The following is a 21,564-nucleotide window of genomic DNA, read 5'->3' on the forward strand; positions in this document are numbered from 1 at the left end:
CCTTCCTGCGGATGATGGACGCCCCGATTCTCACGGCCCCCCTGCCGCCGAATCTGGCCATATTCGGTCAAACTCGGCCCCGCACCCCGCCCGGTGCCATGCTGGAGCGATGAACGCAGTCGGCGCCGTCCGCACCACCGGCATCTACTGCCGCGACGACTGCCCGGCCCGCCCCCTCCCCGCGAACACCACCCGCTTCCCCTTCGCCGCCGCCGCGGAGGCGGCCGGGTTCCGCGCCTGCCACCGCTGCCGCCCGTACCGGCGCGACCTCGCGGCGGCCGACGGCATGCCGGAGCTGGTGTGCCGGGGCGTGCGGCTGATCGCGGGCGGCGCGCTGGACGACGCGACCGAGGGCAGCCTCGCCGACCGGCTCGGCGTGTCGCCGCGGCACCTGCGGCGCGTCTTCCTCCAGTACGCCGGGGTGACGGCCGACCAGCTCGCCCGATCGCGGCGCGCGCACTTCGCCCGCCGGCTGCTCGACGACACCGATCTGCGGGTGGCCGACATCGCGTTCGCGGCGGGGTTCGGCAGCGTGCGGCAGCTCAACCGCGTCCTGGCCGAGGTGTTCCGTGCCACGCCGCGCGAGCTGCGGGCGCGTCGGCGGGCCGCCGACCGGCTGCGGGCAGACGGCGGGCTGGCCGTCAGGCTAGCCCACGACGGGACGCTCGACTTCGCGGACGCCCTGCGGCACCTGTCCGCCCGCGCGACGCCGGCCGTCGAGGCGGTGGACGGCGGCACGTACCGGCGCACCATCCTGGTCGACGGCGACCCCGGGATGATCGAGATCAGCCGCCGTTCCGCGACGGAGCTGCTGCTCGTCGCGCATCTGCCGCGGCTCGACGGCCTGATACACCACGTCGGCCGGGCCCGCCGGATCTTCGCGCTCGACGAGCCGGGGGCGCCGTACGGGGCGTGGGATCCGTTCGAGGCCCGCGTCCACGACGTGGTGCGTTCCGGGGTGCCGGACGCCGCCGCGGCGCGGGCCGTCATGGGCGACCTGGCCCGCCGGTTCGGCACGCCCGTGCCCGGCCTCGGCCCTGCAGGGCTCAGCAGGACGTTCCCGCGGCCCGGCGCTGCGTTGCTGCGGAGCCTCTCAGCTCTCGATCTTGCGGACGTGTGACGCGCCGGCGGACAGCGGCGTGCCGTCCTGGCCGAGCGGGTGCAGCTCGGCGACCTCCCTGCCCTGACCGTCGAGCAGGACGGAGTGCGGCTCGCCAGGGGCGAAGGCGTGCCGCTCGCCCCACTGCCGCAGCGCCACGACGGCCGTGAACAGGTCCTGCCCGGCCGCGGTGAGCCGGTAGGCGTGCCGCCTGCCGTCGCCGTCGTCGGCGATCCTGTCGAGGATGCCCTGCTCGACGAGCCTGCGCAGCCGGTCGGTGAGGATGTTGCGGGCGATCCCGAGCCGCCGGCGGAACTCGGTGAACGTGGTCGCCCCGTCCATCGCGTCGCGGATGATCAGCAGGCTCCACCGGTCGCCCACCAGATCGACGGCTCGCGCCACCGGGCAGGCCGGGTCGGTCCAGGCGCTTCCCTCGGCGAGCGTGACGTCCACCAGGCCCCCTTCAAGGTGAGTTGCAAACTGAAACCATTATGCCCTAGCGTCGATTAGGTTGCGAATCGAAACCTATCGGAGGGTGTCAGGGATGACCGGAAGGCAGCGGGCCGTGCTCGCGATGGTGTGCGCGGTGGCGGTGTCGGCCGTCTACGGCATCCAGCCCGTCCTGGAGGCCGCGGGCCAGGACCTCGGGCTCGGACGGGCGGCGCTGGGCCGGCTGGTCGCCGCCGGGCAGATCGGCTATCTGGCGGGGCTGGTGCTGCTCGTCCCGCTCGGCGACCTGTTCGACCGGCGCAGGCTCATCACGGTCCACCTGCTGCTCACCGGAGCGGGCGCGGTCGTCGCCGCCACCGCGGGTCAGGGTGGCGTGGCGATCGCCGGGATGGCGGTGGCGGGGCTGTCCGCGGTGGTCGTGCAGATCGCGGTGGCCTACGTCGCCGCCGTCTCACCGCCAGGCGAACGGGGCCGCAACATCGGGACGGTCACCTCCGGCGTCGTCGTGGGCATCCTCGGCGTGCGCATCGTCGCCGGCACGCTGGGCGAGCTGGCCGGGTGGCGGGCGGTCTACCTGGTCATCGCCGGGCTCTGCGCGCTGCTCGCGCTCGCCGCCCGGCACACCCTCGCCGCCGACCCGCACCGCCCCCGGGCCAGGTACGGGGAACTGCTGTCGTCACTGGGCCGCCTGATCGCCGGTGACCGGCTCCTTCTCGGCCGGGGGCTGGTCGCGTTCTTCCTGTTCGCCTCCTTCGGGACGTTGTGGAGCGGGCTCGCGCTCCCGCTCGGAGCGGCACCGTGGCACTTCGGCAGCACCGAGATCGGGCTGTTCGGACTCGCCGGGCTCGCGGGAGCGCTGGGCGCGGCCCGGGCGGGCCGGTGGGCCGATCGGGGGTGGGCGTTCCCGGTGACCGGATGGGCGCTGGCCCTGCTCACGGCTTCGTGGCTGCTCCTCGCTCAGGCGGGGTGGTCGTTGTGGCTGCTGGCCGCCGGGGTGATCGTCCTCGACTTCGCCGTGCAGGCCGTCCACGTCAGCAGCCAGCACCTGCTCACCACCGCCAGGCCCGGCCGCAGCAGCAGCGTCATCGGCGCGTACATGGCGTTCTACTCGCTCGGCTCCGCGCTCGGCGCGATCACCACCACCTGGGCCTACGCCACCGCCGGATGGGCGGCCACCAGCCTGCTCGGCGCGGCGTACGGCGCGCTCGGGCTGCTCGTCGCCGTCGTGACGCGGGTCAGGACAGGGCGGCCAGGTATCCCGCGGTGACCGGGCGCAGCGCGCCGCCCGCGGTGAGGAGGTCGTCGCGGGTCAGGGCGGCCGAGTCCACCTCGACGAGGTGCTTCCCCGAGGTGGTGAACAGCACCATCCTGGCGCCCATGGTGACCAGCCATCGATCCGCCGCCAGGCGCTCGCAGCCGTCCGCGCTCTCCCGCACCCACTCCGCGCAGCTCGCCGCCGGGTCCCCGGTCGAGATCTGCACGAACACGTCGGGCTCGCTCGCGCGGTTCACGGCGTAGTCCAGGGCCAGAACCTCGTCGGAGATCGTCCACACGTGCGCGAGCGTGCGGCCGGGCACCTCCTCCGGCACCACCAGGGGGAGGGACGCGGCGTAGAGGGCGGTCAGCTCCTCGCGGAACCGCCGGTCCATGGCCTCGTCCCGCTGCTGCTGGACCGTGGCGGACGCGATCACGCACACGGACACGGCGGCGGCCGCGACGCCCCGGGGCAGGCGCGACGTCGTGGCCGTCAGCGCCGCGGCGGTCGCGTAGCTGAAGACCGCCAGCGCGGTGAACGCGAAGGCGACCAGCTCCGGGGAAGGGCTCGTCACGGTGAGGTCGGCCGCGTTCTTGGCGACCAGTAACAGAAGCGGGGCCAGGAGCGCGGCGCGTACGGGATGGGTGATCCTCAGCAGGCGGGCGAGCAACCAACCGGCGGGGACGACCACGCTCACGGCCAGGACCACGTTGATGTGCGCCACGTAGTCCAGCGCGTCCGGACGGTACGTCTCCGCGACCGGATGCGCCAGCACGAGGCCCGCCGCCAGGCCGACGGCCGCGCCACGGACGAGATCCTTTTCCATGCGCCCACGATGCCATGATCAGCCGCGGCTGTCGCTTCCCCCCACGTCCGGAACGAGCAGCGCCTCCGCGCCCACCGGCACGTACCCGGCGGCGAGGAACGCCCGGACGCTCGCCGCGTTCCCCGGCGCGATCTGCGCCCACAGCGGGCGCGCGGCGAGCTGCCTGGCCGCACGCGCCAGCGCCCGCCCCAGCCCGGCCCCCCGATGGCCCGCGTCCACCTCGATCGCGACCTCCCACCGGCCGGCGACGCCCCGCCCCAGCACCAGCAGCCCTCCCGGGCAGGTCCAGACGCGCACGTCGTCGCGGTAGCGGTGGGCGCGCAGGACGCGCGGATGCGCCGCGTCCGTGATCTCCGCCAGGTCGATCGGCGGGTCACCGGCGCAGGGCTCGGCCAGGGCGAGCAGATCGAGGTTGCCGACCCGGCGTCCCGTGCGTTCCTCCAGGGCCCGGAGGAAGGGCGGGTTGAGCGGCGCCGACAGGTCGCCGTCGTCGGGGAGGCGGGACCTGATCCAGCCCTCGTCGACGTCGGCGCAGATGACGTTGTGCGCGGTGAAGGCGATGACCCCCGCGTCACGAGGGGAGGGCTGCGGGACGATCGTGGGCCCGGCGCCAGGCTCGGGCAGGTGTCCGCGTTCCGCGTCGGCGAGGATGTCCGGCAAGGTGAGCACACTCAGACCGTAGACGCAGACCGGTCCCGGCCTGACATGAGGAAACGGCGGCACCAGCGAGCCGGTACCGCCGTTTCTCAGGCCGGTCAGCCCTCGGAGCGGTGGTCCTCACCCGGGCAGAAGGTCGGGCGGCTGTTCTTCACCGAGCGCAGGTTGTCCAGGCTCATCCACCCGTACGTCCTGGTGCCCTTGACCCGGGCGTACACCCAGTGCTTGCCGTACCTGTTCAGGGTCCAGCAGTGGAAGTAGAGGACCTGCCCCGCACGGAGCCTGGCGACGTTGCCGCACGCGGCGTACGGGGCGGTCTTGAGGTTGAAGGTGCCCTTCATGACGCCCGTGCCGTGGTCGACGTTGGCCGTCCGCGGCGCCGGGCAGCCCGGTAGCGCCGCGGCCGGAGCAGCCGACGCGGCCGGAGCGCTCAGCAGGGACGCCGCCAGCGCGCCCCCGAGCGCCAGCGTCCCCATGGTCTTGAGTGACAGTCTCATGCTTTCTCCCCCTGGCATGATCCAGTTGCGTTGCCAGGACGGTAGGAAGAGCGGCTTGACGATCTCTTGCACGCGGCTTGCGTCCGTTGGGTCAGAAGGTGCCGGTGGTGGTGCCGGCGCTCCCGCTCGCCGGCGTCGTGAGGACGTTGTTGCCGCCCGGCTGCCACTGGTCGGCCGTGTCGGGGAAGCCGGCCTCCTGCCGTTTGACGCACTTCCACTCGACCGAGGCGCCGGGCGGGAGCTTGCCGATCGTGCCCGTCCACGTCGGGTAGGCGGTCGGCGACAGCTTGACGGCGCTGGCCACCGACCAGGCACCGAGCTGCGGCGCGCTACCGACCGCGTAGACCGACTGGCCGGGCGTGGTGGTGCCGTTGTGGCAGGTGAAGGTGGCCGACACCGGCGTCTGGCCGAGCGTGAACACGAACGACTTGGCCGTGGTGACGGACGTGGCGGCCGACTTGGCGACGACCAGGTTGCCGCCGGCGTTGTACCAGCCGCTGGTGGCCGCGTCGAAGGCGGACTTGCCGGCGTGCTGGGTCAGCGGGCTGCCGTTGAGGGTGACGGCCGACGCCTGGGTGTCGGTGACGAGCTCGACGACGTTCTGCCTGCTGCCGGGAGCGCCCGTGTAGGTGCCGCCGGCGGCGGCCACCGTGACGGTCGCCGAGCTGCCCGTGAGCTGCTGGCTGATCTGGGTGGTGCGGACGGCGCCCGTCCGGTAGGCGGTGGAGGCGCCGTCGTCCTCGTACAGGGTGAAGCTGGTCGCCGTCGCGCCGGGGTACACGCGGGCGATGAGCTCGTTCCTGGTGGTGGCGTCGGTGCGCTTGCCCGTCACGTTCATCGTCTTGTCGTCCACGTGCATCTTCGGCAGGATCGCGCCCGCCCGCGCGAAGGCCGGCAGCCGGAACGCGCCGTTCACCCACAGCGGCCGGTCGGTGAACCACTGGCCGGTGCTGGTCAGCTTCTCGCCGGAGGCGTAGTCGTACCAGATGCCGGCGGGCAGGTAGACGTCCCGCTCGCGCTCGCCCGCGCCGGCCACGACGGCGACGAGCAGGTCACGGCCGATCAGCTTCTCGTGGCCGGCTTCGCGCAGGTTCTGGTCGTTCTGGTAGTAGTACGCGGGCGGCGGCACGACGGGCTCGCCGTGCAGGTAGGCGCGGTGAGCGAGCGAGTAGTAGTAGGGGGTCAGCTCGTAGCGCTGCCGGAGGTTGGCCAGGTTGCTGGCGGTGTGGCCGACCTTGTCGGGGGAGGTCTGCGCGCAGTTGCACAGGTTCTCGGTGTGCGGGCGCACGGGCACCTCGAACCAGGCGCCGTTGGCGAACCACTGCGTGTACAGCTCGTTCAGGTCGGAGTTGAGCATCTCCCTGCGGAAGCCGCCGATGTCGGAGCCGTAGTAGTCGATGCCCGACATCGACATGTGCAACTGGGCGTTCTGCTGCTGGGCGAGCGCGGTCAGCTTGGAGCCGATGTCGGCCGACCACATGGCCACGCCGTGCCGCTGCATGCCCGCCGCGCCGGAGCGGGCCAGCATGAACGGGCGCTTCGTCCCCGACGCGTAACCGCGGGCGATGCTCTCGGCCCACTTGAGGTTGTAGACGTTGTGGTAGTCGGCGTGGGCGTGCTTGCCGGGCAGCACGCCGGCGGTCCAGTCGCCCGCGTCGTACATCTCGGGCTCGCCGAGGTCGAGCCAGTGACCCTGCACGCCGGCGTCGATGAGCGGCTGGCGCTTGAGCGTGTGCCAGTAGTCGCCCGCCGCGTTCTGCGTCCAGTCGATCATGCCGCCGCGTCCCCACCAGTCGTTGACGGTCAGGTACGCCGGCGCGCACGCCGCGCACCCGGCCCGCACGAGATAGCCGCGCGAGGCGAGGTCGGCGTGCTCGGGCAGGTTCTTGCCGACGTAGGACTCCTCGATCGTCATCAGCCCGACGCCCTTGTTCGCCTGGTAGTCGGCGATGGCGGCCGACGGGTTGGGGAAGGCGGCGGTGTCCCAGGCCAGGGTGCCCATCCTGGTGTTGTCGGAGCCGGCGCTCACCCCGCCGAACCAGGGCAAATCGAGGACGAAGCCGTCCACCGGGAACGCGGCGGCGCGCAGCCCGGACAGCCGGTTGTCGATCTCGGCCCAGTTGTCGTAGCCGAACTCCGACACCCACAGGCCGAACGCCTTCTTCGGCGGCACCGGCGGGCGGCCCGTCAGCTCCATGTAGTCCTTGCGCAGGTCGGGCAGGTCGGGCCCGGTCATCGTGTACCACCTGAGCTGGTCGCCCCAGGTGTCGATCGTCCACGGGTCGCCGGTCAGGTTCCACTCCTGCTTGTAGACCTGGTCGAGCAGCAGCCCGTAGTTCAGGTTCGAGGCGCCGACCGCGAACAGGACGGGGATCTGGGCGTTGCCGACCGGGCCGTTGTCGGCGTCGTAGGCCATCGCGTTGCCGTACGGGCCGCCGGGGGTGCGGGTGCGGCCGACCCAGTCGCCGTCCGCGCTGCCGCCGGTGAAGAACTGCTCACCCAGCCCGTACGCGTGCTGCGCCGACGCCTTGCTGACCGTCAGCCCCTTCCACGCCTGGGCCAGGTTGCGCGGGCACGCCTCGTACAGCAGCCGGACGGGGTCGGACACCTTCACGCACAGCGTGCCGGCCGTCACCTCGACCTTCATCCCCGCCGTGGTGAGCGTGCCGCCCGACTGGCTGAAGCTGGACGGCCCCGGATAGTCGGTCTTGGCGATCTGCGGCGTGGTGAACAGCGGCGAGCCGGTGCCCGGCGACGTGCCGTTGGCCAGCTCGAAGTGCACCAGGTCGTCGTCCAGGAACTCCACGATCAGGTAGGTGGAGCCGCTGGTGAACTGCACCCGCTGGACCGCCGCCTGCGCGGGCAGCGCCACCAGCAGGGGCAGCAGCAGGGCAGCAAGGAGGATCATCGCGCGTTTCGTCATGGCCGGGCCACCACCAGGTTGTCGAGGTTGATCCCACCGGTGTTCGAGGCGTCGTAGGCGATCCGCACGGTGTGCGCGCCCGCGGTGAGCGAGGTGCTCAGCGTGGCCGTGCCCCAGGTGTCCCAGTTCGGCAGGGCGGGCAGCGGGAACGTGCCCGCGGCGACGCCGTCCACGTAGACGGTCCTGGTGGCGGCCACCGTGGTGGAGTAGCGGAACTTGAGCTGGTGGCCGCCCGCCGCGTCCGCCCTGACGTTGAACGTCACCGCGTCGCCGGAGGTGGCGAAGCCGTCGGTGAAGCCGGTGCCGGTGTAGCCGGCGTGGTCGGTGTTGACGGAGGTGCCGGTGCCGGTGGCGAACTCGGACTCGTAGGCCGCCTTGTCCACGCCGTTCAGCGTGACGGTGCGGCCGGACGCGGCGGCGGCCAGCTTCACGTGGGTGAGCTGCTGGACCGGGTCCCACCACCAGCCCTCGGCGGCGGCCTTCAGGTCGGCCAGGCTCGCCCGCGCGGTCGCCCCCGTCACCGACGCCGGCTTCGTGCTCGCCACCTGCAGCGTGCTGGTCGTGGTGAGCGCGGGCACGGTGACGGCCACGGTGTGCGCGGCCCAGTTCTCGGCCGAGGTGATCGTGCGGGTGGCGTTCGCGGAGTCCTCGAAGTAGGCGTACGACGTGGAGCCCGCCGGGTAGACGCGGAAGGTCAGGTTCGTGTAGGTGTCGACGCTGTTGCCGATCTGGCCGCCGAGCTGGTAGTCGGCGTTGAGGTTGAGCGGGATGATCGCGCCCGGCCTGGCGTAGACGGGGATGGTGTCCAGGCCGGCGGCGTAGGTCTTGGTGCCTGGCCCGGTGAAGCGGCCGCCGTTCCACAGGTCGTACCACTCGCCCGCGGGCAGGTAGACGTTCTTCGACGTGGCGCCCTGCGTGGTGATCGGCGCCACCAGGAGCTGCGAGCCGAACAGGTACTGCTGGTCGTGCCCGGCAGCCGCCGCGTCGCCGGGGAAGGCGAAGCTCATGGCCCGCATCATCGGCACGCCCGTCGTCGAGGCGGCCCTGGCCTCGGTGTAGAGGTACGGGATGAGGTTCATCCGCACGTTGGCGAACTTGCGGAAGGCGGGCACCACGCTCGTATCACCGGTGCGGGCCTGCACGTTCCACGGGGTGCGGGCCTCCGAGACGCCCGGGTTGGCCTTCTCCGAGTGGTACTGCATGATCGGCGAGAACGTGGCCTGCGCGGCCGAGCGCAGATACAGCTCGGCGCTCGGGAAGTCGCCGGTGAAGCCGGCCAGGTCCCACGCCGTGTACGGCACGCCCGACTGCCCCGCGCTGAGCTGCGCCCGCACCGCCTCCTGGAAGGCGGAGAAGCTGGAGTTCTGGTCACCGGCCCAGAAGATCGACTTGGTCTGGGCGCCGGTCGTGCCCGCCCTGCTGAAGATCGTCCCGTCGGGCTTCTTGCCCTTGACGTAGGCGTTGTAGGCGCCGGTGTAGCTGTTGGGGTAGGCGTTGTGCATCTCGTCGCCCTTGCGGCCGTCGGCGAACTGCACGCCCCTGCCGAAGACGGCCTCGCTGCCGTCGGTCTTGAAGCCGTCCACGCCGACCTCGTCGATGAGGTAGTCGCGCTTGCTCATCCACCAGGCGGTGGCCGCCGAGCTGGTGAAGTCGGGGATCGTGCTGTCGCCGAACCACTGCCCGGCCGGGATCCGGTAGGGGCTGTTGGTGGCGTTCCTGGCGAGGTAGCCCTGCGCCTGCGCGTACGCCTTGTCGTTGAGGTGCTGCTGCGGCGGGGTGGACGGGTTGCTGTCGAAGTTCTCCTTCAGCACCGGGATCTGCCAGAGGATCATCTTGATGCCCTTGCTGTGGGCGTCGGCGACCATGGCCTTCGGGTTCTGCCAGGCGGTGCCCGCCGGGAACGTCAGGTCGCCGTAGGCCAGCTTGCCGCTGCCCGGTTTGGCCGTGTACGTGGCGCCGTGCCAGACGTAGAAGGTGGCCTCGTCGCTCCACTGCTCCAGCACCATCGCGGTGTGCGGGATCTGGTACGTGCCCGCGTTCGCCAATTCGGCGCTCACCTCGGCCTGGGTGTTCCACTCGTTGGCCGACATCCACACCCCGAACGCCCACTTGGGCGGAAGCTGCGGCCGGCCGGTGACGGCCGTGTAGTCGTCCACGATCTCGGCGGGGGAGCCGGCGAAGAAGTGGTAGTCGAGCGTCGAGTTGAGCGCGCCGCCGGTGTCCACGGTGAAGCCGGCCAGGTCGCTCAGGTGCGTACTCAGGTTGAAGATCGCGTAGCGGGTGCCGGTGACGTGCACGCCGTACCCGGCCGAGTTGAGGAAGAACGGCACGCTCAGGTACGTGCGGCGGGTGGCCCCCTGGTCGCGGTACTGGTTGTAGACGTAGTTGTGCACGTCGGTGCCGCGCTGGTCCAGGCGGTCGTAACGCTCGCCGAAGCCCTCGAAGCGCTCGCCCGGCGGCGACAGGAAGTGGTCCTCGATCTTCGTGACGGTGGTGGCGCCGTCGCTGGCCCAGCCGATGTTGCGGAAGGTCGCGGGGTCGTACTGGCGGGTGATCAGCGTCGTGCCGTCGCCCTTGAAGACCGACAGCCGGTACGGCGCCTTCTGGATCTTCAGCACGAGCGAGGCGGTGGAGATCGTCAGCGTGCTCGCGGAGTCCGTCACCGTGTAGCCGGAGACGCCGGAGATGTTCAGGCCCGACCCGCTGGGGGCGATCTGGGTGCGGAACCGGTCGAGCGCGGGGAACGCGAAGCGGATCTTCGGCGTGAAGCTCCCCGCGCTGTCACCGGTCGTGACATCCACCGACGTGCCGTTGTTCACGAACCCCGTCACGTTCGTCACCGTGCTCCACGAGGTGACGGTGAACGCGAACGGGCCGGTGCTCCGCTGGCCGGCGCCGTTCACGTCGGCGTTGACCGTGTAGGAGATCTTGTCGCCCCTGGCGAACGTGCCCAGGTTGATCTTCCAGTAGCTGTTGTTGCCGCTGTTGTGGTCCCAGGCGGCGCCCACCGGGGTCTGCGCCGCCCCGTTCTTCGTCCAGGTGACCCAGACGCTCTGACCCGGCTCGATCGGCCAGGTCGTCGCGTTGACCTGGACCGGCTCGCCGGCCATCGGGTCGCGCGGGGTCCGTTCCGTGGGCTCGCTGGAGTAGAGGTCGTCGATTCCGGTCGGGTTGTGGTGGACGCCGTCCAGGGCGTAGGCGGGTGCGGTGACCAGGGACGCGAGCAGGACGAGCGCCGTGACGACGGCGGCCGACCGTAACCGGCTCATGGGGGGTGTGCTCCTCTCAAGCGGCGAACATCTCAAGCGGCGAACAACGGGGACAATCGGCTCCAGTGCTCCGCCGCGCACAGCACGGGCGGGCGGTCGAGGGGCGCGGGCAGGCTCACGCTCCGCCCGCCGGGCAGCTCGCGCCCGGTCCAGACGTCGACCCAGCCGCCCTCCCTGTGAGGGAGGTAGACGGACGTCTCGCTGATACCGGGCTCCGTCACGGGCGCGACCAGCAGCGCGTCACCGAGCTGGTACTGCAGCGGATGCCGCCACACCTGCGGGTCGTGCGGGTGGTCGAAGAACAGGCCGCGCATCAGCGGCGCGCCGCCCGCCGTCGCCGCCCGCGCCTGCTCCGCCAGGTACGGCACCAGCCGCTCCCGCAGCTCGGCCAGCCGCCGGAACACCGGGATCACCCGCTCGTCCCCGGTCTGCGCGGCCACGTTCCACGGCGTGCGGTCCCTGATCGGGGTGCGGTGGTGGTTGAACTCGGAGTGGTACTGCATGATCGGCATGAACGCCGACGCGCCCGCCGCCCGCAGGTACAGCTCGGCGTCCGGCACCGGCCCGGAGAAGCCCGCCAGGTCCCAGCCCCAGTAGACGATCCCGCAGGCCGACGCCGTGATCCCGGCCCGGATCGAGGAGCGGAACGCCTCCCACGTCGAGTCCTCATCGCCCGCCCAGAACGCGCCGTGCGGCTGCGACCCCGCGAACCCGGCCCTGCTGAACGTCACCGGCGCCTTCCCGCAGTCACACAGCAGATCGCCGAACGCCCGCGCGTAGTGCACCGGGAACAGCCCGTTGCCGGCCGCGCCGTCGCGCCCGTCGGCGTAACGCAGGTCGTGGCCCCAGGCGTGCTCGCCGCCGTCGGTCTTGAAGCCGTCCACGCCGACCTCCTCGACCAGGTAGCGGCGCTTGGCCGTCCACCAGTCGCGCACCTCCTGAGAGGACAGGTCGGGCATCAGCGCCAGCGGGAACCACCAGCCCCGGTTGCGGTAGGGGCGGCCGTCCGCCTCGCGCACGCCGTAGCCGCGCTCGACGAGCTGCCGGGCGTCCACCGCGGCCTGGTGGCGCGGGTGGGGGCGCATCTTCTGCAGCGGGATCTGCCACAGCAGCACCTTGACGCCCCTGCGGTGCAGCTCGTCCACCAGGCCCTTCGGGTCGGGCCACGGCCCGTCGGCGGGGAAGGTGTAGTCGGCCAGCCGGTGCGGGTCCGGCGACGGCTCGTACTCCGCGCCGCGGAACGCCGTGAACGTCGTCTCGTCGCTCCACGCCTCGATGACCAGCGCGCCCACCGGGATGCCGTGCTCGCGATGCCGGTCCAGCTCGGCCAGCACCCGCTCCTGGGTGTTCCACTCGTTGCCGCTGGCCCACAGCCGGAACACCCAGTCCGGCAGCTCGGCCGGGCGGCCCACCTCGTCGAGGAACGCGCCCAGCACGTCCGCCGGGCGCTCGCCGTCGTAGAAGCGCACCCCCAGCTCGCCGTCCCGGCCGGTCTCCGCCTCCACCACGACCCTGCCGGGCCGCGACGCGCCCACGTCGTACCAGGTGCGCCGCGACGTGCGCACATGCCAGCCCCAGCTCGCCGCGCCGCCCACCACCATCGCGTACGGCATCGGCAGGTACGTGCGCCCGTGCCGCCCCTGCGCCTTGTACTGCTCGAACACCACCGCGTCCAGGCTCCGGCCCCGCTGGTCCACGGCGTCGAACCGCTCGCCGAAGCCCACCACGTGCTCCCGCGGCTCCAGCGCCAGCTCGAACCGCACCCGCAGCGGGCCGTCGCCGTCGGCGAGCCAGCGCACGCTGCCCGGCACGATCCGGTCGGCGCCCGCGATCTCCAGCTTGCCGCCCGCGTCCGACCAGCTCGCCGCCGTCACCTCGAACCACCTGCTCGTACGGGTGACGCCGCCGGTCGTCGTCGAGCGGAAGCGGTAGGCGTAGCGGGCACCCGCCTGGAGGGCCGGGGTGCGGACGGCCCAGGAACCGGCGGCGGCTCGGGCGGCCCGCGCCTGGGCGGCGGCCAGGTGCCCGCCGTCCACCGATCCCGCGCTCTGCCCGCCCTGCCCGTGCTGCTCGCCCTGCCCGTGCTGCTCGCCCTGCCCGTGCTGCTCGCCCTGCTCGTGCTGCTCGCCCTGCGCGTGCTGCTCGCCCTGCTCGTCCTGCCCGCCCTGTCTGGTCAGGGGCAGCTCGATGGGGGCGGCGCCGTCCGCTGACCAGTCGCACACGACGGAGACGACCTCCGCCGAGGCGCGCACCCGCAGCTCCACGCTCTCACCGTCGAGCGGCCTGGCCGGGACGCGCTGGTCCTCCGTGTCCGCGTAGGGATGCCCCGAGCCGTGGGGCCTGTGCCGGATCACGCGGTCACCCCCAGCTCGTCGGCGAGGATCAGGTACATGCCGTGCGACCACAACAGCGGCGTGGCCACCGGGCCCCAGCGATCCAGCCACTCCTGCCGCCGGTCAGGGGCCAGCAGCAGGTCCGACACCTGCTCGGGCAGGTCGCCGTCGGGGGTCGCCTGCGCCGCCATCCACTCCAGGTAGCGTGCGGCCTCCTCCCGCCGTCCGGCGCGGGCGTGGTTCCAGCCGAGGAAACCGGCCAGCAGCAGCCACCGGCCGCCGCCGTAGAAGGTGTCGGCGAGGTAGCGGTGGACGCCGCCGTCGCGGGCCAGTTGCCGCTCCACCTCGGCGACCGTCGCCTCCCCGACCGGGTGGCCGGCGGGGTACAGGCCGAACGGCTCGACGCAGGCCAGCAGGCTGCCGTCCACCGCGTCACTGCCGAGCCACTTCCGCAGATACCCCGGCCCGCCCGCGCCCGGCCCGCCCGGCTCGCCTGCGCCCGGCTCGCCTGCGCCCGGCCCGCTCGCGCCCGGTGCGTTCGTGCCGCCCGGTCCGCTCGCGCCCGGCTTTCTGACGCCTTCCCTCGCGACGAGCGCGGCGATGCCTTCGGCCGCCTCGGCCGCCGCCGCCGACTCCGTGGCGCTCAGCACGCCGAGCGCGACGGCGGCCCGCAGGCCCGCGTGGATCGAGCCGAGCGTCGCCACGTGCCGGTGCTCGACGTGCTCCTCCCACCAGTCGTAGCAGGGCACGTGCCAGAACGCGGTCAGGTACCGGGCCGCCGTCCTGACGCCCTTCTCCACGCCGGGCACCGCCCTGCCGTGCCGGGCGACGTGCTCGCGCAGCGCCCACAGCCACGTGCCGTACCCGTCGAGCTGGAAGTCCCACCAGTCGTCGTCGCCGTCCACCCCGTCCAGCGTGAACCGGGTCGGCAACATCTCGGCCGCCGTGACCACCTCGCCGCGCCCCGCGCGGGACACCAGCAGGTCCACCTGCCCGGCGCGGTCGCCGACCACCCGGGCGCACCAGGCGTGGAAGGCGTCCGCGCCGGCCACGTCGCCGTGCCTGCTCACCCCCTCGGCGATGAACGCGCCGTCCCGCAGCCAGGAGTAGCCGCGGTAGGCGGAGAAGGTGGGCGAGGCCGGGTAGGCCCCTGACGGCGCCTGCAAACTCTTGATCACGTCGAGGCTGTGCGCGACGAGGGACAACGAATCTCTCCTGAGTACGTAGAAACGGGGAACGGCTAGCCGAGCAGCGCGTCGACCTCGGCGGCGGCGGCCGTGAGCGCGTCCTGCACGCTCTTGCGCCCGGCCGCGGCCTCACTGAGCTCCTTGGTCACCGCGTCCTGCATCTCCTGCTGGCGCTTGATCACCGGAGGCAGCGCGATCGACTTGAGCGAGTCGAAGACCGCCTGCCGGTTGGCCGGCTCCGGGTCCTTGAGGTAGCCGGACAGCACCTGCTGGTCGGAGACCGGCGGCAGCTCCCACGACGACTGGATGCGGGTGGTCGCCGCGGTGTCGGACGCCGACAGGAACCGGGCCCACGCCCAGGCCTCCTTGCCGTGCTTGGTGCCCGATGAGGCCGCCACCGCGTTGTGGAAGACCGCGCTGGCCTTGGCCGAGTCGCCGGGCTCGACGACGACGTCCCACTCGAACGGCACGTCCTTCAGCCCGGCGAACTGCCAGATGCCGTTGTGCCACATGGCGAGCTTGCCGGACTTGAACAGGTTGGTGTCGTAGTCGGCCGTGCCGCCGATCTCGGCCTCGGTCGGCATCGTCTTGCCCACCTTGGACACCAGCCAGGTGGCCGCCTTGACGCCCTGCGGGCTGTTGAACGCCGACTTCTTGCCGTCGGCCGACAGGAACTCGCCGCCCGCCTGCTCCAGCGTCTTGTAGAACTCGAAGAACTGCACCGGCTGGAAGTCGCCGTAGACGCCCTTCTTCTTGTCGGTCAGCTTCTCGGCGGCGGCCTGCTCGTCCTGCCACGTCCAGTCGGCCGTCGGCGCGGGCACCCCGGCCTTGTCGAACAGGTCCTTGTTGTAGAAGAGCACGACCGTGGAGAAGGAGGCGGGCAGGGCGTACTGCTTGCCGTCCCGCTTGAAGGCGTCGAGCGAGGACTGCGCGTACACCGAGGTGTCCACGTCGCCCGCCACCGTGCCGAGGTCGAGCAGGGAGCCCGCGCTGGCGTAGGTGACGAAGTTCTCGTAGTTGAGCTCGAAGGTGTCGGGCGCGGTGCCGCCGGCGATGCTGGTCTGCAGCTTGGTGAAGTACTGGTCGAACGGGGCGGTCTCGACGACCACGTCCACGTTCGGGTTCTCCTTCTCGAAGGCCTTCTCGATCGTGTCGAGGTCCTTCACGTGGTCGGGCGCGGCGGAGAAGGTGAAGTACCGCAGCGTCACCTTGCCGCCCGCCTCGGCGGTGGTGCCGCGGGTGGCCGATCCCTGCGAGCAGGCGGTGGCGAGCAGCGCGGCGGCTGCGATGGCACCGACGATCTTGATGTGTCGTGACATGGGGGGATTCCTTCTACTTGAGCCCGCTCTGCGCGACGCTGGCGATGACGTGCTTCTGCGCGAAGACGTACAGGATGAGGATCGGGACGACGCTGACGACCGAGCCCGCCATCACCACGTCCCACTGCGTGGTGAACTGGCCGTGCAGGGTCGCCAGACCCAGCGGCAGGGTCATGAACTCCGGCGACTTGATGATGATCAGCGGCCAGAGGTAGCTGTTCCAGCTCGCCATGAAGCCGAAGATGGCGAACGTGGCCAGGGCCGGGCGGATCAGCGGCAGCACCACGTACAGAAAGATGCGGAAATGTCCGGCGCCGTCGAGCACCGCCGCCTCGTCGAACTCCCTGGGCACCTGATTGACGGCCTGCCGCAGCAGGAACACGCCGAACGCCGAGGCGATCGTCGGCGCCAGCAGCGCGAAGTAGGTGTCCACCAGGTTGAACGCGCGCATCTCGATGAACAGCGGCACGACCAGCACCGGCAGCGGCATCATCAGCGTCGCCAGGTACACCGCGAACAGCGCGCCCCGGCCGGGGAAGGGCAGCCTGGCGAACGCGTAGGCCGCCATCGCGCTGGTGACCAGTTGCAACGTGGTGGAGGCCGCGCCGATCCAGGCACTGTTCAGCACGATCCGCCAGAACGGCAGCGTCTCCAGCAGCCGCCCGTACGCGTCCAGGCTCGCGCCCTCAGGGGTGAAGTCGGGCGGCACGGCCAGCACGGCGTCGCTCGGCGTGATCGAGGTGATCACCGCCCAGGCGAACGGGAACAACATGACCAGCGCGCCCAGCCCCACCAGCAGATATCTCAGGGCCTTAGCCATAGGTCACCCACCTCCTCTGGCCGCGGATCTGCACGATCGTGACCAGCAGCACGAGCGCGAACAGCAGCCACGACAACGCCGAGGCGGCGCCGGCCCGGCCGTAGCGGAAGGTCAGGTCGTAGATCTGCGAGACCACCACCTGCGTCGCGCCGCCCGGCCCGCCGCCCGTCATGATCTGCACCTGGTCGAACACCTGGAAGCCGTTGATCAGCGAGATCACCACCACGAAGAACGTCGAGGGGGACAGCAGCGGCAGCGTGATGTGCCGGAACCTGCGCCAGGCCGTCGCCCCGTCCACCATCGCGGCCTCCTGGTACTCCCGGGGGATCGCCTGCAGCCCCGCCAGCAGGATGATCATCACGAAGCCCAGGTCCTTCCAGGCCGAGGCGAGGATGATCGACGGCATCGCCCAGTCCGGATCCGTCCACCAGCCAGGACCGCTCACGCCCACCAGGCCCAGCGCCCAGTTGACGATGCCGCTGGCCGGGTTGAGCAGCCACTTCCACATCAGCGCCACGACCACCCAGCTCGTGATCACCGGCAGGAAGTAGATGCCGCGCAGCAGGCCGCGCGCGGGCATCACCCGGTTCAGCAGCACCGCCAGGCCGAGCCCGCCCAGGTAGACCAGGGGGAGGTAGCCGGCAATGAAGTACAGGGTGTGGCCGAACGCGGCGCGGGTGTCGGGGTCGGCGATCAGCTCGGCGTAGTTGCCGAGGCCCACCCAGCGCATGTCGGTGATGAGGTCCCACTCGTGGAGGCTGGTCCAGAACGAGCCGACCATCGGGATCAGCGTGTAGAGGGTCAGGGGGATCAGGCTGGGCAGCAGGAACAACGCCACCGTGCCCGCGTAACGCCAGCGTCCTCGCTTTTTCGGGCGGGCGTGGGCGAGGGGTGGCTTCGGTGGTGCCTCGGGCAAGGCCTGACGGACGCTCATGCCGCCGCTCCTTTCGGCGGCGCCGCGAGCGGCGGCGCGTGGAGCAGGCCGGTGCTCATGCTGCGGCTCCGGTCGGGCGGGGCGTTCATGAGGAGGCTCCGATCAGGCGGGCGCGGACCAGGCGGCCCTGCTCGCCCGCCGCGCCGGCGGAGTCGAACGGGGTGGCCAGCACGAGAGCCGCCGCCCCCTGCGCCCAGCTCGTGTCGTCCCAGCTCTCCACCTCTACCGAGATGTCTCGCCGGCCCGGGTAGAGCTGGGCGCGCAGGGCCGGCTCGAAGCCCGCCCGCCACAGCGGCCAGTCGGCCGTCCCCTCGCCCAGCACCACCACGACCTCGGGGTCCACCACGTTGATCAGGCCTGCGGTGGCGCGGCCCAGGATCGCCCCTGCCTCGGCGAACACCTCCCGCGCGGCCACCTCGCCCCCGGCGGCGGCCCGGCCAAGCGCAGCCACCGCGCCGAGCGGGTCACGCCCGTCGAAATCACGTGCTCCCGTGTCACGCGCCCCCGTGTCACGCGCCCCCGTGTCACGCGCACCCATGTCACGTGCGTCGAGATCGCGCCCGTTCGAGCCGCGCCCGCCCGTGTCGCGTGCGCTCGAGCTGCGCGCGTCGAGATCGCGCCCGTCCGAGCCGCGCCCGCCGGAGTCACGTGCGCCGGAGTCACGCGCGTCCACGTGCGCCCGCTCCTCCTCCACCTGGCTCGCGTCCGCCCGGCTCGCGTCCGACCAACTCGCGTCCGACCGGCTCGCGTCCGTACGGCAGTCGCCCTGGGCCGCGCTTCGCCTCGCGTGGGCGGCGGCGAGCAGCCCCGCCGAGCCGACGAACGCCTCCAGGCACCCCCTGGCACCGCACCCGCAGGCAGGCCCCGCGGGATCCACCGGAAGGTGCCCGAACTCGCCCGCACCACCCCGAGCCCCCCGATACACCCGCCCGTCGGCGACGATCGCCGCACCGACACCGCGCCCGATCGTCACCACGAGGAAGTCGCTGTGCGTACGCCCCCGCCCGTACAACCGCTCGGCCGCCGCCAGCGCGTTGACGTCGTTCTCGACCAGGACGGGCAGGTTGAGCCGGCGGCGCAGCCGTTCGCCTACCGGCATGGCCTGCCAGCCGAGCGTCGGCGCGTTGACGGTGCCGACGGCCTGGTCGTCCACGCTGCCCGGCACCCCCACCCCGACGCCGAGCAGCGGCGGCACCCCGGAGATCTCGCGGACCACGGACTCGACCGCGTCCGCGAGTTGCTCCAGCGCGTCGGGCGCCGCCGGGTCGTGGGGCCGTTCCCAGGAGCCGAGGACCTCACCGTCGAGCCGTACGTCCACCAGCACCAGGTGGTCGGCCGTCACCTTCACGCCGAGCGCCCGCCCGGCGCTGCCGACCAGCCCGAGCCGCTGGGCGGGGCGGCCGCCGCGCGACGGCTTGAGGTCCAGCTCCTCCAGCATCCCGTGCCCGATGAGCTCCTTGGTGAGCTGCGTGACGGTGGCGGGGCTGAGGTCGAGCTCGCGGGCTATCTCGCTGCGGCTCAGCGGGCCGACCGTGCCCAGGAGGGCGAGGATCGCCGTCCTGGTGAGGTCGCCGCGGTCCGTGCCTGCCATGTGAGAGGACTTTCTTTAGGAATAAAGTTAGTGGTGAAGATACTGAGGCGCGGCCATCGTCCTGTCAAGGGTCCGAAACCTTCCTGAAACCCGCGGCGCGCTGACCCGTTCCATCAGCCGGAACGCCCGTGGAACGCCCTGCAGACAAGGACTCCCACCAGAGGAGCCGAGGGCAGGAGACAACAACGATGAATCTCAGACGCGTGTTCGGCGTCATCGCGGCCACGGTGCTCGCCGCCGCCGGCCTTGCGGGGCTGACGCAGCCCGCCTCGGCGGCCATGGCGCTGCCGTTCGCGACGCCGACCACCTGCACCTTCAAGACGTTCAACACCGGCAACTTCCTGACGGCGGTGGGCGGCGGCGGCCGTACCACCGACGTCATCCACTCCGACGCCACCGTGGCCCGGTCCTGGGAGCGGTTCACGCTGGTAGATGCGGGCGACGGCGTGCACTTCGGCATCAAGACGGTGACCGGGCACTTCCTCACCGCCGTCGGCGGCGGCGGGCGCACCACCGACGTCGTCCACACCAACGCGACCGTGCTGCAGGCGTGGGAGAAGTTCGCGCTGATCCGGCAGGGCGGGGACGGGTTCGCCATCCAGACCGTCAACGGCCGCTTCCTCACCGCTGTCGGCGGCGGCGGCCGGATCACCGACGTCATCCACAGCGACGCGACCCTGGTCCAGGCGTGGGAGATCTTCCGCGTCCAGTGCGGCCTCACGACCGTGCCGAACGTCCAGAGCTTCGACGACGCCAGCGCCCAGCAGGCGATCGTGGCGGCCGGCCTGACGGTCGGCGCGGTCACGTTCGACAACACCTGCAAGGACGTGTTCGGCACCGTGCTGTTCTCGACCCCCAGCGCCGGCACGACGGTGCCGCTGGGGTCGGCGGTGAACCTCAGGGAGTCCAGCGGGGTGGACGGCCAAGGCCGCCCCTGCGTGATCCCCTGACCGAAGGGCCGCCCCTGGGTGAACCCTCGACCAAGGGCCACCCCTGGGCGAACCCCTGACGCGGTGCCGCTTCCCGGGGTCATCGCCTGACACCGGAGCCTGACCGGTCGCCTGTCGCCGATGCCTGACCGGTCATCGCGGGCCGGGACGACGACGTCCCGGCCCGTCCGCTACGGCGACGGCGGCTCCTCGGCGCGCATCGCCTCAGCGATCCAGGCATAGGGGACGGAATCGGGGCCCTCCTCGACCGCGACCCCGTTGATCCGCGCCACCAGCGACACGTACCGGCCGTGGGTGTCGTCGTACACCAAGCTCCCAGAGGAGGCGTCCTCCTCGGCCATCCGTCGGACGATGTCGGGAATCTGCCGGTACCCGTCCGCCATCCGGTCGCGCACCTCGTCGGTGAGCGGCGTGCCGGACAGCGCGGTGGCCGCCTCCATGAAGCGGGTGACGGCCCGCTGCGCGCGCGGCGACCTGGGCGACTCCCCGGCGCGGCAGGCGGCCAGCAGCTCCTCCATGAGCGGCGCCCCGCTCACGTGGATGAACTCCTGGAACGGCGCCGTCGCCAGCGGCCTGGTCTCCGGCGGGGCGTAGGTGTCGCGCAGGTAGGTGCGGACCGCGTCGCGGAACGCCGGGTCCGACACCAGGTCGGCCAGGTCGATCCAGGCCTCGAGTTGCGCGGCCGTGGGGTCGGCGGGCAGGACCGGACGCATCGTCCGCAACCGGTCGACGAAGCCCTCGGGGACGTCCAGGTTCGCGCCGACGTCGTTCCAGAAGTCGTCGATGATCCGCTCGCGTTCCTCGTCCGTCATCGAGACGAGCCTGTGCATCAGGCCGGCCTGCGCGGCCGTGCCGCCCTGCCTGATCAGGGCGGTCAGCACCGCGCGCCTGGCCCGCAGGGTGCGCTCCTGGCGTTCGACGACCCGCAGATGGGTGGTGAGCAGGTCGTGCAGGGTGGTGCCGCCGTCGAGCAGGCGGCGGATCTCGTCCAGGTCGGCGTCCAGCTCGCGCAGGGTCCGGACGAGCTCCAGCCGGGCGATGGCGTGAATGTCGTACAGGCGGTGACCGGCCTCGTTCAGCGCCGTGGGCGCGACCAGGCCGATGTCGGCGTAGAAGCGGACGGCGCTCACGCTCAGGCCGCTGCGGCGGGCCGCGTCACCGATGGGGTACAGCTCGTCGTCGGTCATGGCGCCACCTTTGTACCTCAAGCCGCTTGAGACGCAAGCCGATCGGCGTTCCGGCGACTCGATCGCCGGTCCAGTACCTCGACCGGCGTTCCTAAATCCGCCGCCCGCGCCGCCCGCGCCGCCCGCGCCGCCCGCGCTGTCCGCGCTGTCCGCGCTGTCCGCGCTGTCCGCGCTGTCCGCGCTGTCCGCGCTGTCCGCGCTGTCCGCGCTGTCCGCGCTGTCCGCGCTGTCCGCGCTGTCCGCGCTGTCCGCGCTGTCCGCGCTGTC

The 21,564-nt window shown here is 72.0% G+C and carries 17 protein-coding genes; 4 read left to right on the forward strand and 13 right to left on the reverse strand.

All coding sequences use genetic code 11. The annotated features are described in order from the left end of the window. Positions 1 to 109 precede the first annotated feature (109 nt). Positions 110 to 1,120, forward strand: coding sequence for a helix-turn-helix domain-containing protein (locus ABD331_RS49040; protein ID WP_344492015.1), 1,011 nt, complete (start codon positions 110 to 112; stop codon positions 1,118 to 1,120). On the opposite strand, the gene ABD331_RS49045 is transcribed toward ABD331_RS49040, so the two are convergent. Further along, positions 1,094 to 1,552 (reverse strand): winged helix-turn-helix transcriptional regulator, encoded by a 459-nt coding sequence (locus ABD331_RS49045; RefSeq protein ID WP_344492018.1) that lies wholly within the window; start codon positions 1,550 to 1,552, stop codon positions 1,094 to 1,096. The two genes, ABD331_RS49040 and ABD331_RS49045, sit on opposite strands and share 27 nt — an antisense overlap. Before the next feature lie 91 nt (positions 1,553 to 1,643). Between ABD331_RS49045 and ABD331_RS49050 the strand changes: the two genes are divergently transcribed. Beyond that, complete coding sequence (locus ABD331_RS49050; protein WP_344492021.1) at positions 1,644 to 2,816, forward strand: MFS transporter; 1,173 nt, start codon at positions 1,644 to 1,646, stop codon at positions 2,814 to 2,816. Here ABD331_RS49050 and ABD331_RS49055 read toward each other — a convergent pair. The 11 genes from ABD331_RS49055 to ABD331_RS49105 form a co-directional block, all read right to left on the reverse strand. Beyond that, positions 2,785 to 3,630, reverse strand: coding sequence for a hypothetical protein (locus ABD331_RS49055; protein ID WP_344492024.1), 846 nt, complete (start codon positions 3,628 to 3,630; stop codon positions 2,785 to 2,787). The genes ABD331_RS49050 and ABD331_RS49055 overlap by 32 nt on opposite strands. 18 nt (positions 3,631 to 3,648) lie before the next feature. Further along, positions 3,649 to 4,299 carry a GNAT family N-acetyltransferase gene (locus tag ABD331_RS49060; RefSeq protein WP_344492027.1) on the reverse strand — a complete coding sequence of 217 codons (651 nt, stop codon included), beginning with the start codon at positions 4,297 to 4,299 and terminating at the stop codon, positions 3,649 to 3,651. An 86-nt stretch (positions 4,300 to 4,385) separates the two neighbouring features. Further along, positions 4,386 to 4,784, reverse strand: a complete 399-nt coding sequence (locus tag ABD331_RS49065) for a hypothetical protein (RefSeq protein WP_344492030.1) — start codon at positions 4,782 to 4,784, stop codon at positions 4,386 to 4,388. 91 nt (positions 4,785 to 4,875) lie between these two features. Next, positions 4,876 to 7,707 (reverse strand): TIM-barrel domain-containing protein, encoded by a 2,832-nt coding sequence (locus ABD331_RS49070; RefSeq protein WP_344492033.1) that lies wholly within the window; start codon positions 7,705 to 7,707, stop codon positions 4,876 to 4,878. Next, positions 7,704 to 10,976: a TIM-barrel domain-containing protein gene (locus ABD331_RS49075; protein WP_344492036.1), complete on the reverse strand. Its 3,273-nt coding sequence runs from the start codon at positions 10,974 to 10,976 to the stop codon at positions 7,704 to 7,706. The genes ABD331_RS49070 and ABD331_RS49075 overlap by 4 nt, the downstream gene beginning before the upstream one ends. Before the next feature lie 32 nt (positions 10,977 to 11,008). Beyond that, the gene (locus ABD331_RS49080) at positions 11,009 to 13,330 is read right to left on the reverse strand and encodes a glycoside hydrolase family 31 protein (protein ID WP_344492039.1); all 2,322 of its coding nucleotides are present in this window, start codon (positions 13,328 to 13,330) and stop codon (positions 11,009 to 11,011) included. Continuing rightward, positions 13,327 to 14,514 (reverse strand): glycoside hydrolase family 15 protein, encoded by a 1,188-nt coding sequence (locus ABD331_RS49085; protein ID WP_344492042.1) that lies wholly within the window; start codon positions 14,512 to 14,514, stop codon positions 13,327 to 13,329. Before ABD331_RS49085 ends, ABD331_RS49080 begins: the two co-directional genes overlap by 4 nt. 35 nt (positions 14,515 to 14,549) lie before the next feature. Continuing rightward, positions 14,550 to 15,815: an ABC transporter substrate-binding protein gene (locus tag ABD331_RS49090; RefSeq protein ID WP_344492045.1), complete on the reverse strand. Its 1,266-nt coding sequence runs from the start codon at positions 15,813 to 15,815 to the stop codon at positions 14,550 to 14,552. A gap of 13 nt (positions 15,816 to 15,828) precedes the next feature. Then, positions 15,829 to 16,635, reverse strand: a complete 807-nt coding sequence (locus tag ABD331_RS49095) for a carbohydrate ABC transporter permease (RefSeq protein WP_344492048.1) — start codon at positions 16,633 to 16,635, stop codon at positions 15,829 to 15,831. Continuing rightward, entirely contained in the window at positions 16,628 to 17,569 is a 942-nt protein-coding gene (locus tag ABD331_RS49100; RefSeq protein WP_344492050.1) for a carbohydrate ABC transporter permease, read from the reverse strand. Before ABD331_RS49100 ends, ABD331_RS49095 begins: the two co-directional genes overlap by 8 nt. An 85-nt stretch (positions 17,570 to 17,654) precedes the next feature. Further along, entirely contained in the window at positions 17,655 to 19,160 is a 1,506-nt protein-coding gene (locus ABD331_RS49105) for an ROK family protein (protein ID WP_344492053.1), read from the reverse strand. A 188-nt stretch (positions 19,161 to 19,348) separates the two neighbouring features. Here ABD331_RS49105 and ABD331_RS49110 point away from each other — a divergent pair, with 188 nt between their 5' ends. Next, a complete protein-coding gene (locus tag ABD331_RS49110; RefSeq protein ID WP_344492056.1) occupies positions 19,349 to 20,110 on the forward strand; it encodes a DUF7910 domain-containing protein in 762 nt (253 codons plus the stop codon). Between the two features lie 170 nt (positions 20,111 to 20,280). Here ABD331_RS49110 and ABD331_RS49115 read toward each other — a convergent pair whose 3' ends face one another. Further along, on the reverse strand, positions 20,281 to 21,297 hold the full coding sequence (locus ABD331_RS49115) for a MerR family transcriptional regulator (RefSeq protein ID WP_344492059.1): 1,017 nt from the start codon (positions 21,295 to 21,297) through the stop codon (positions 20,281 to 20,283). Here ABD331_RS49115 and ABD331_RS49120 point away from each other — a divergent pair. After that, positions 21,296 to 21,564: hypothetical protein (locus ABD331_RS49120; RefSeq protein ID WP_344492062.1), on the forward strand; the 269-nt coding region annotated here is incomplete at its 3' end. The two genes, ABD331_RS49115 and ABD331_RS49120, sit on opposite strands and share 2 nt — an antisense overlap.

The sequence above is a fragment of the Nonomuraea monospora genome (assembly GCF_039531895.1).
Taxonomy (GTDB): domain Bacteria; phylum Actinomycetota; class Actinomycetes; order Streptosporangiales; family Streptosporangiaceae; genus Nonomuraea; species Nonomuraea monospora.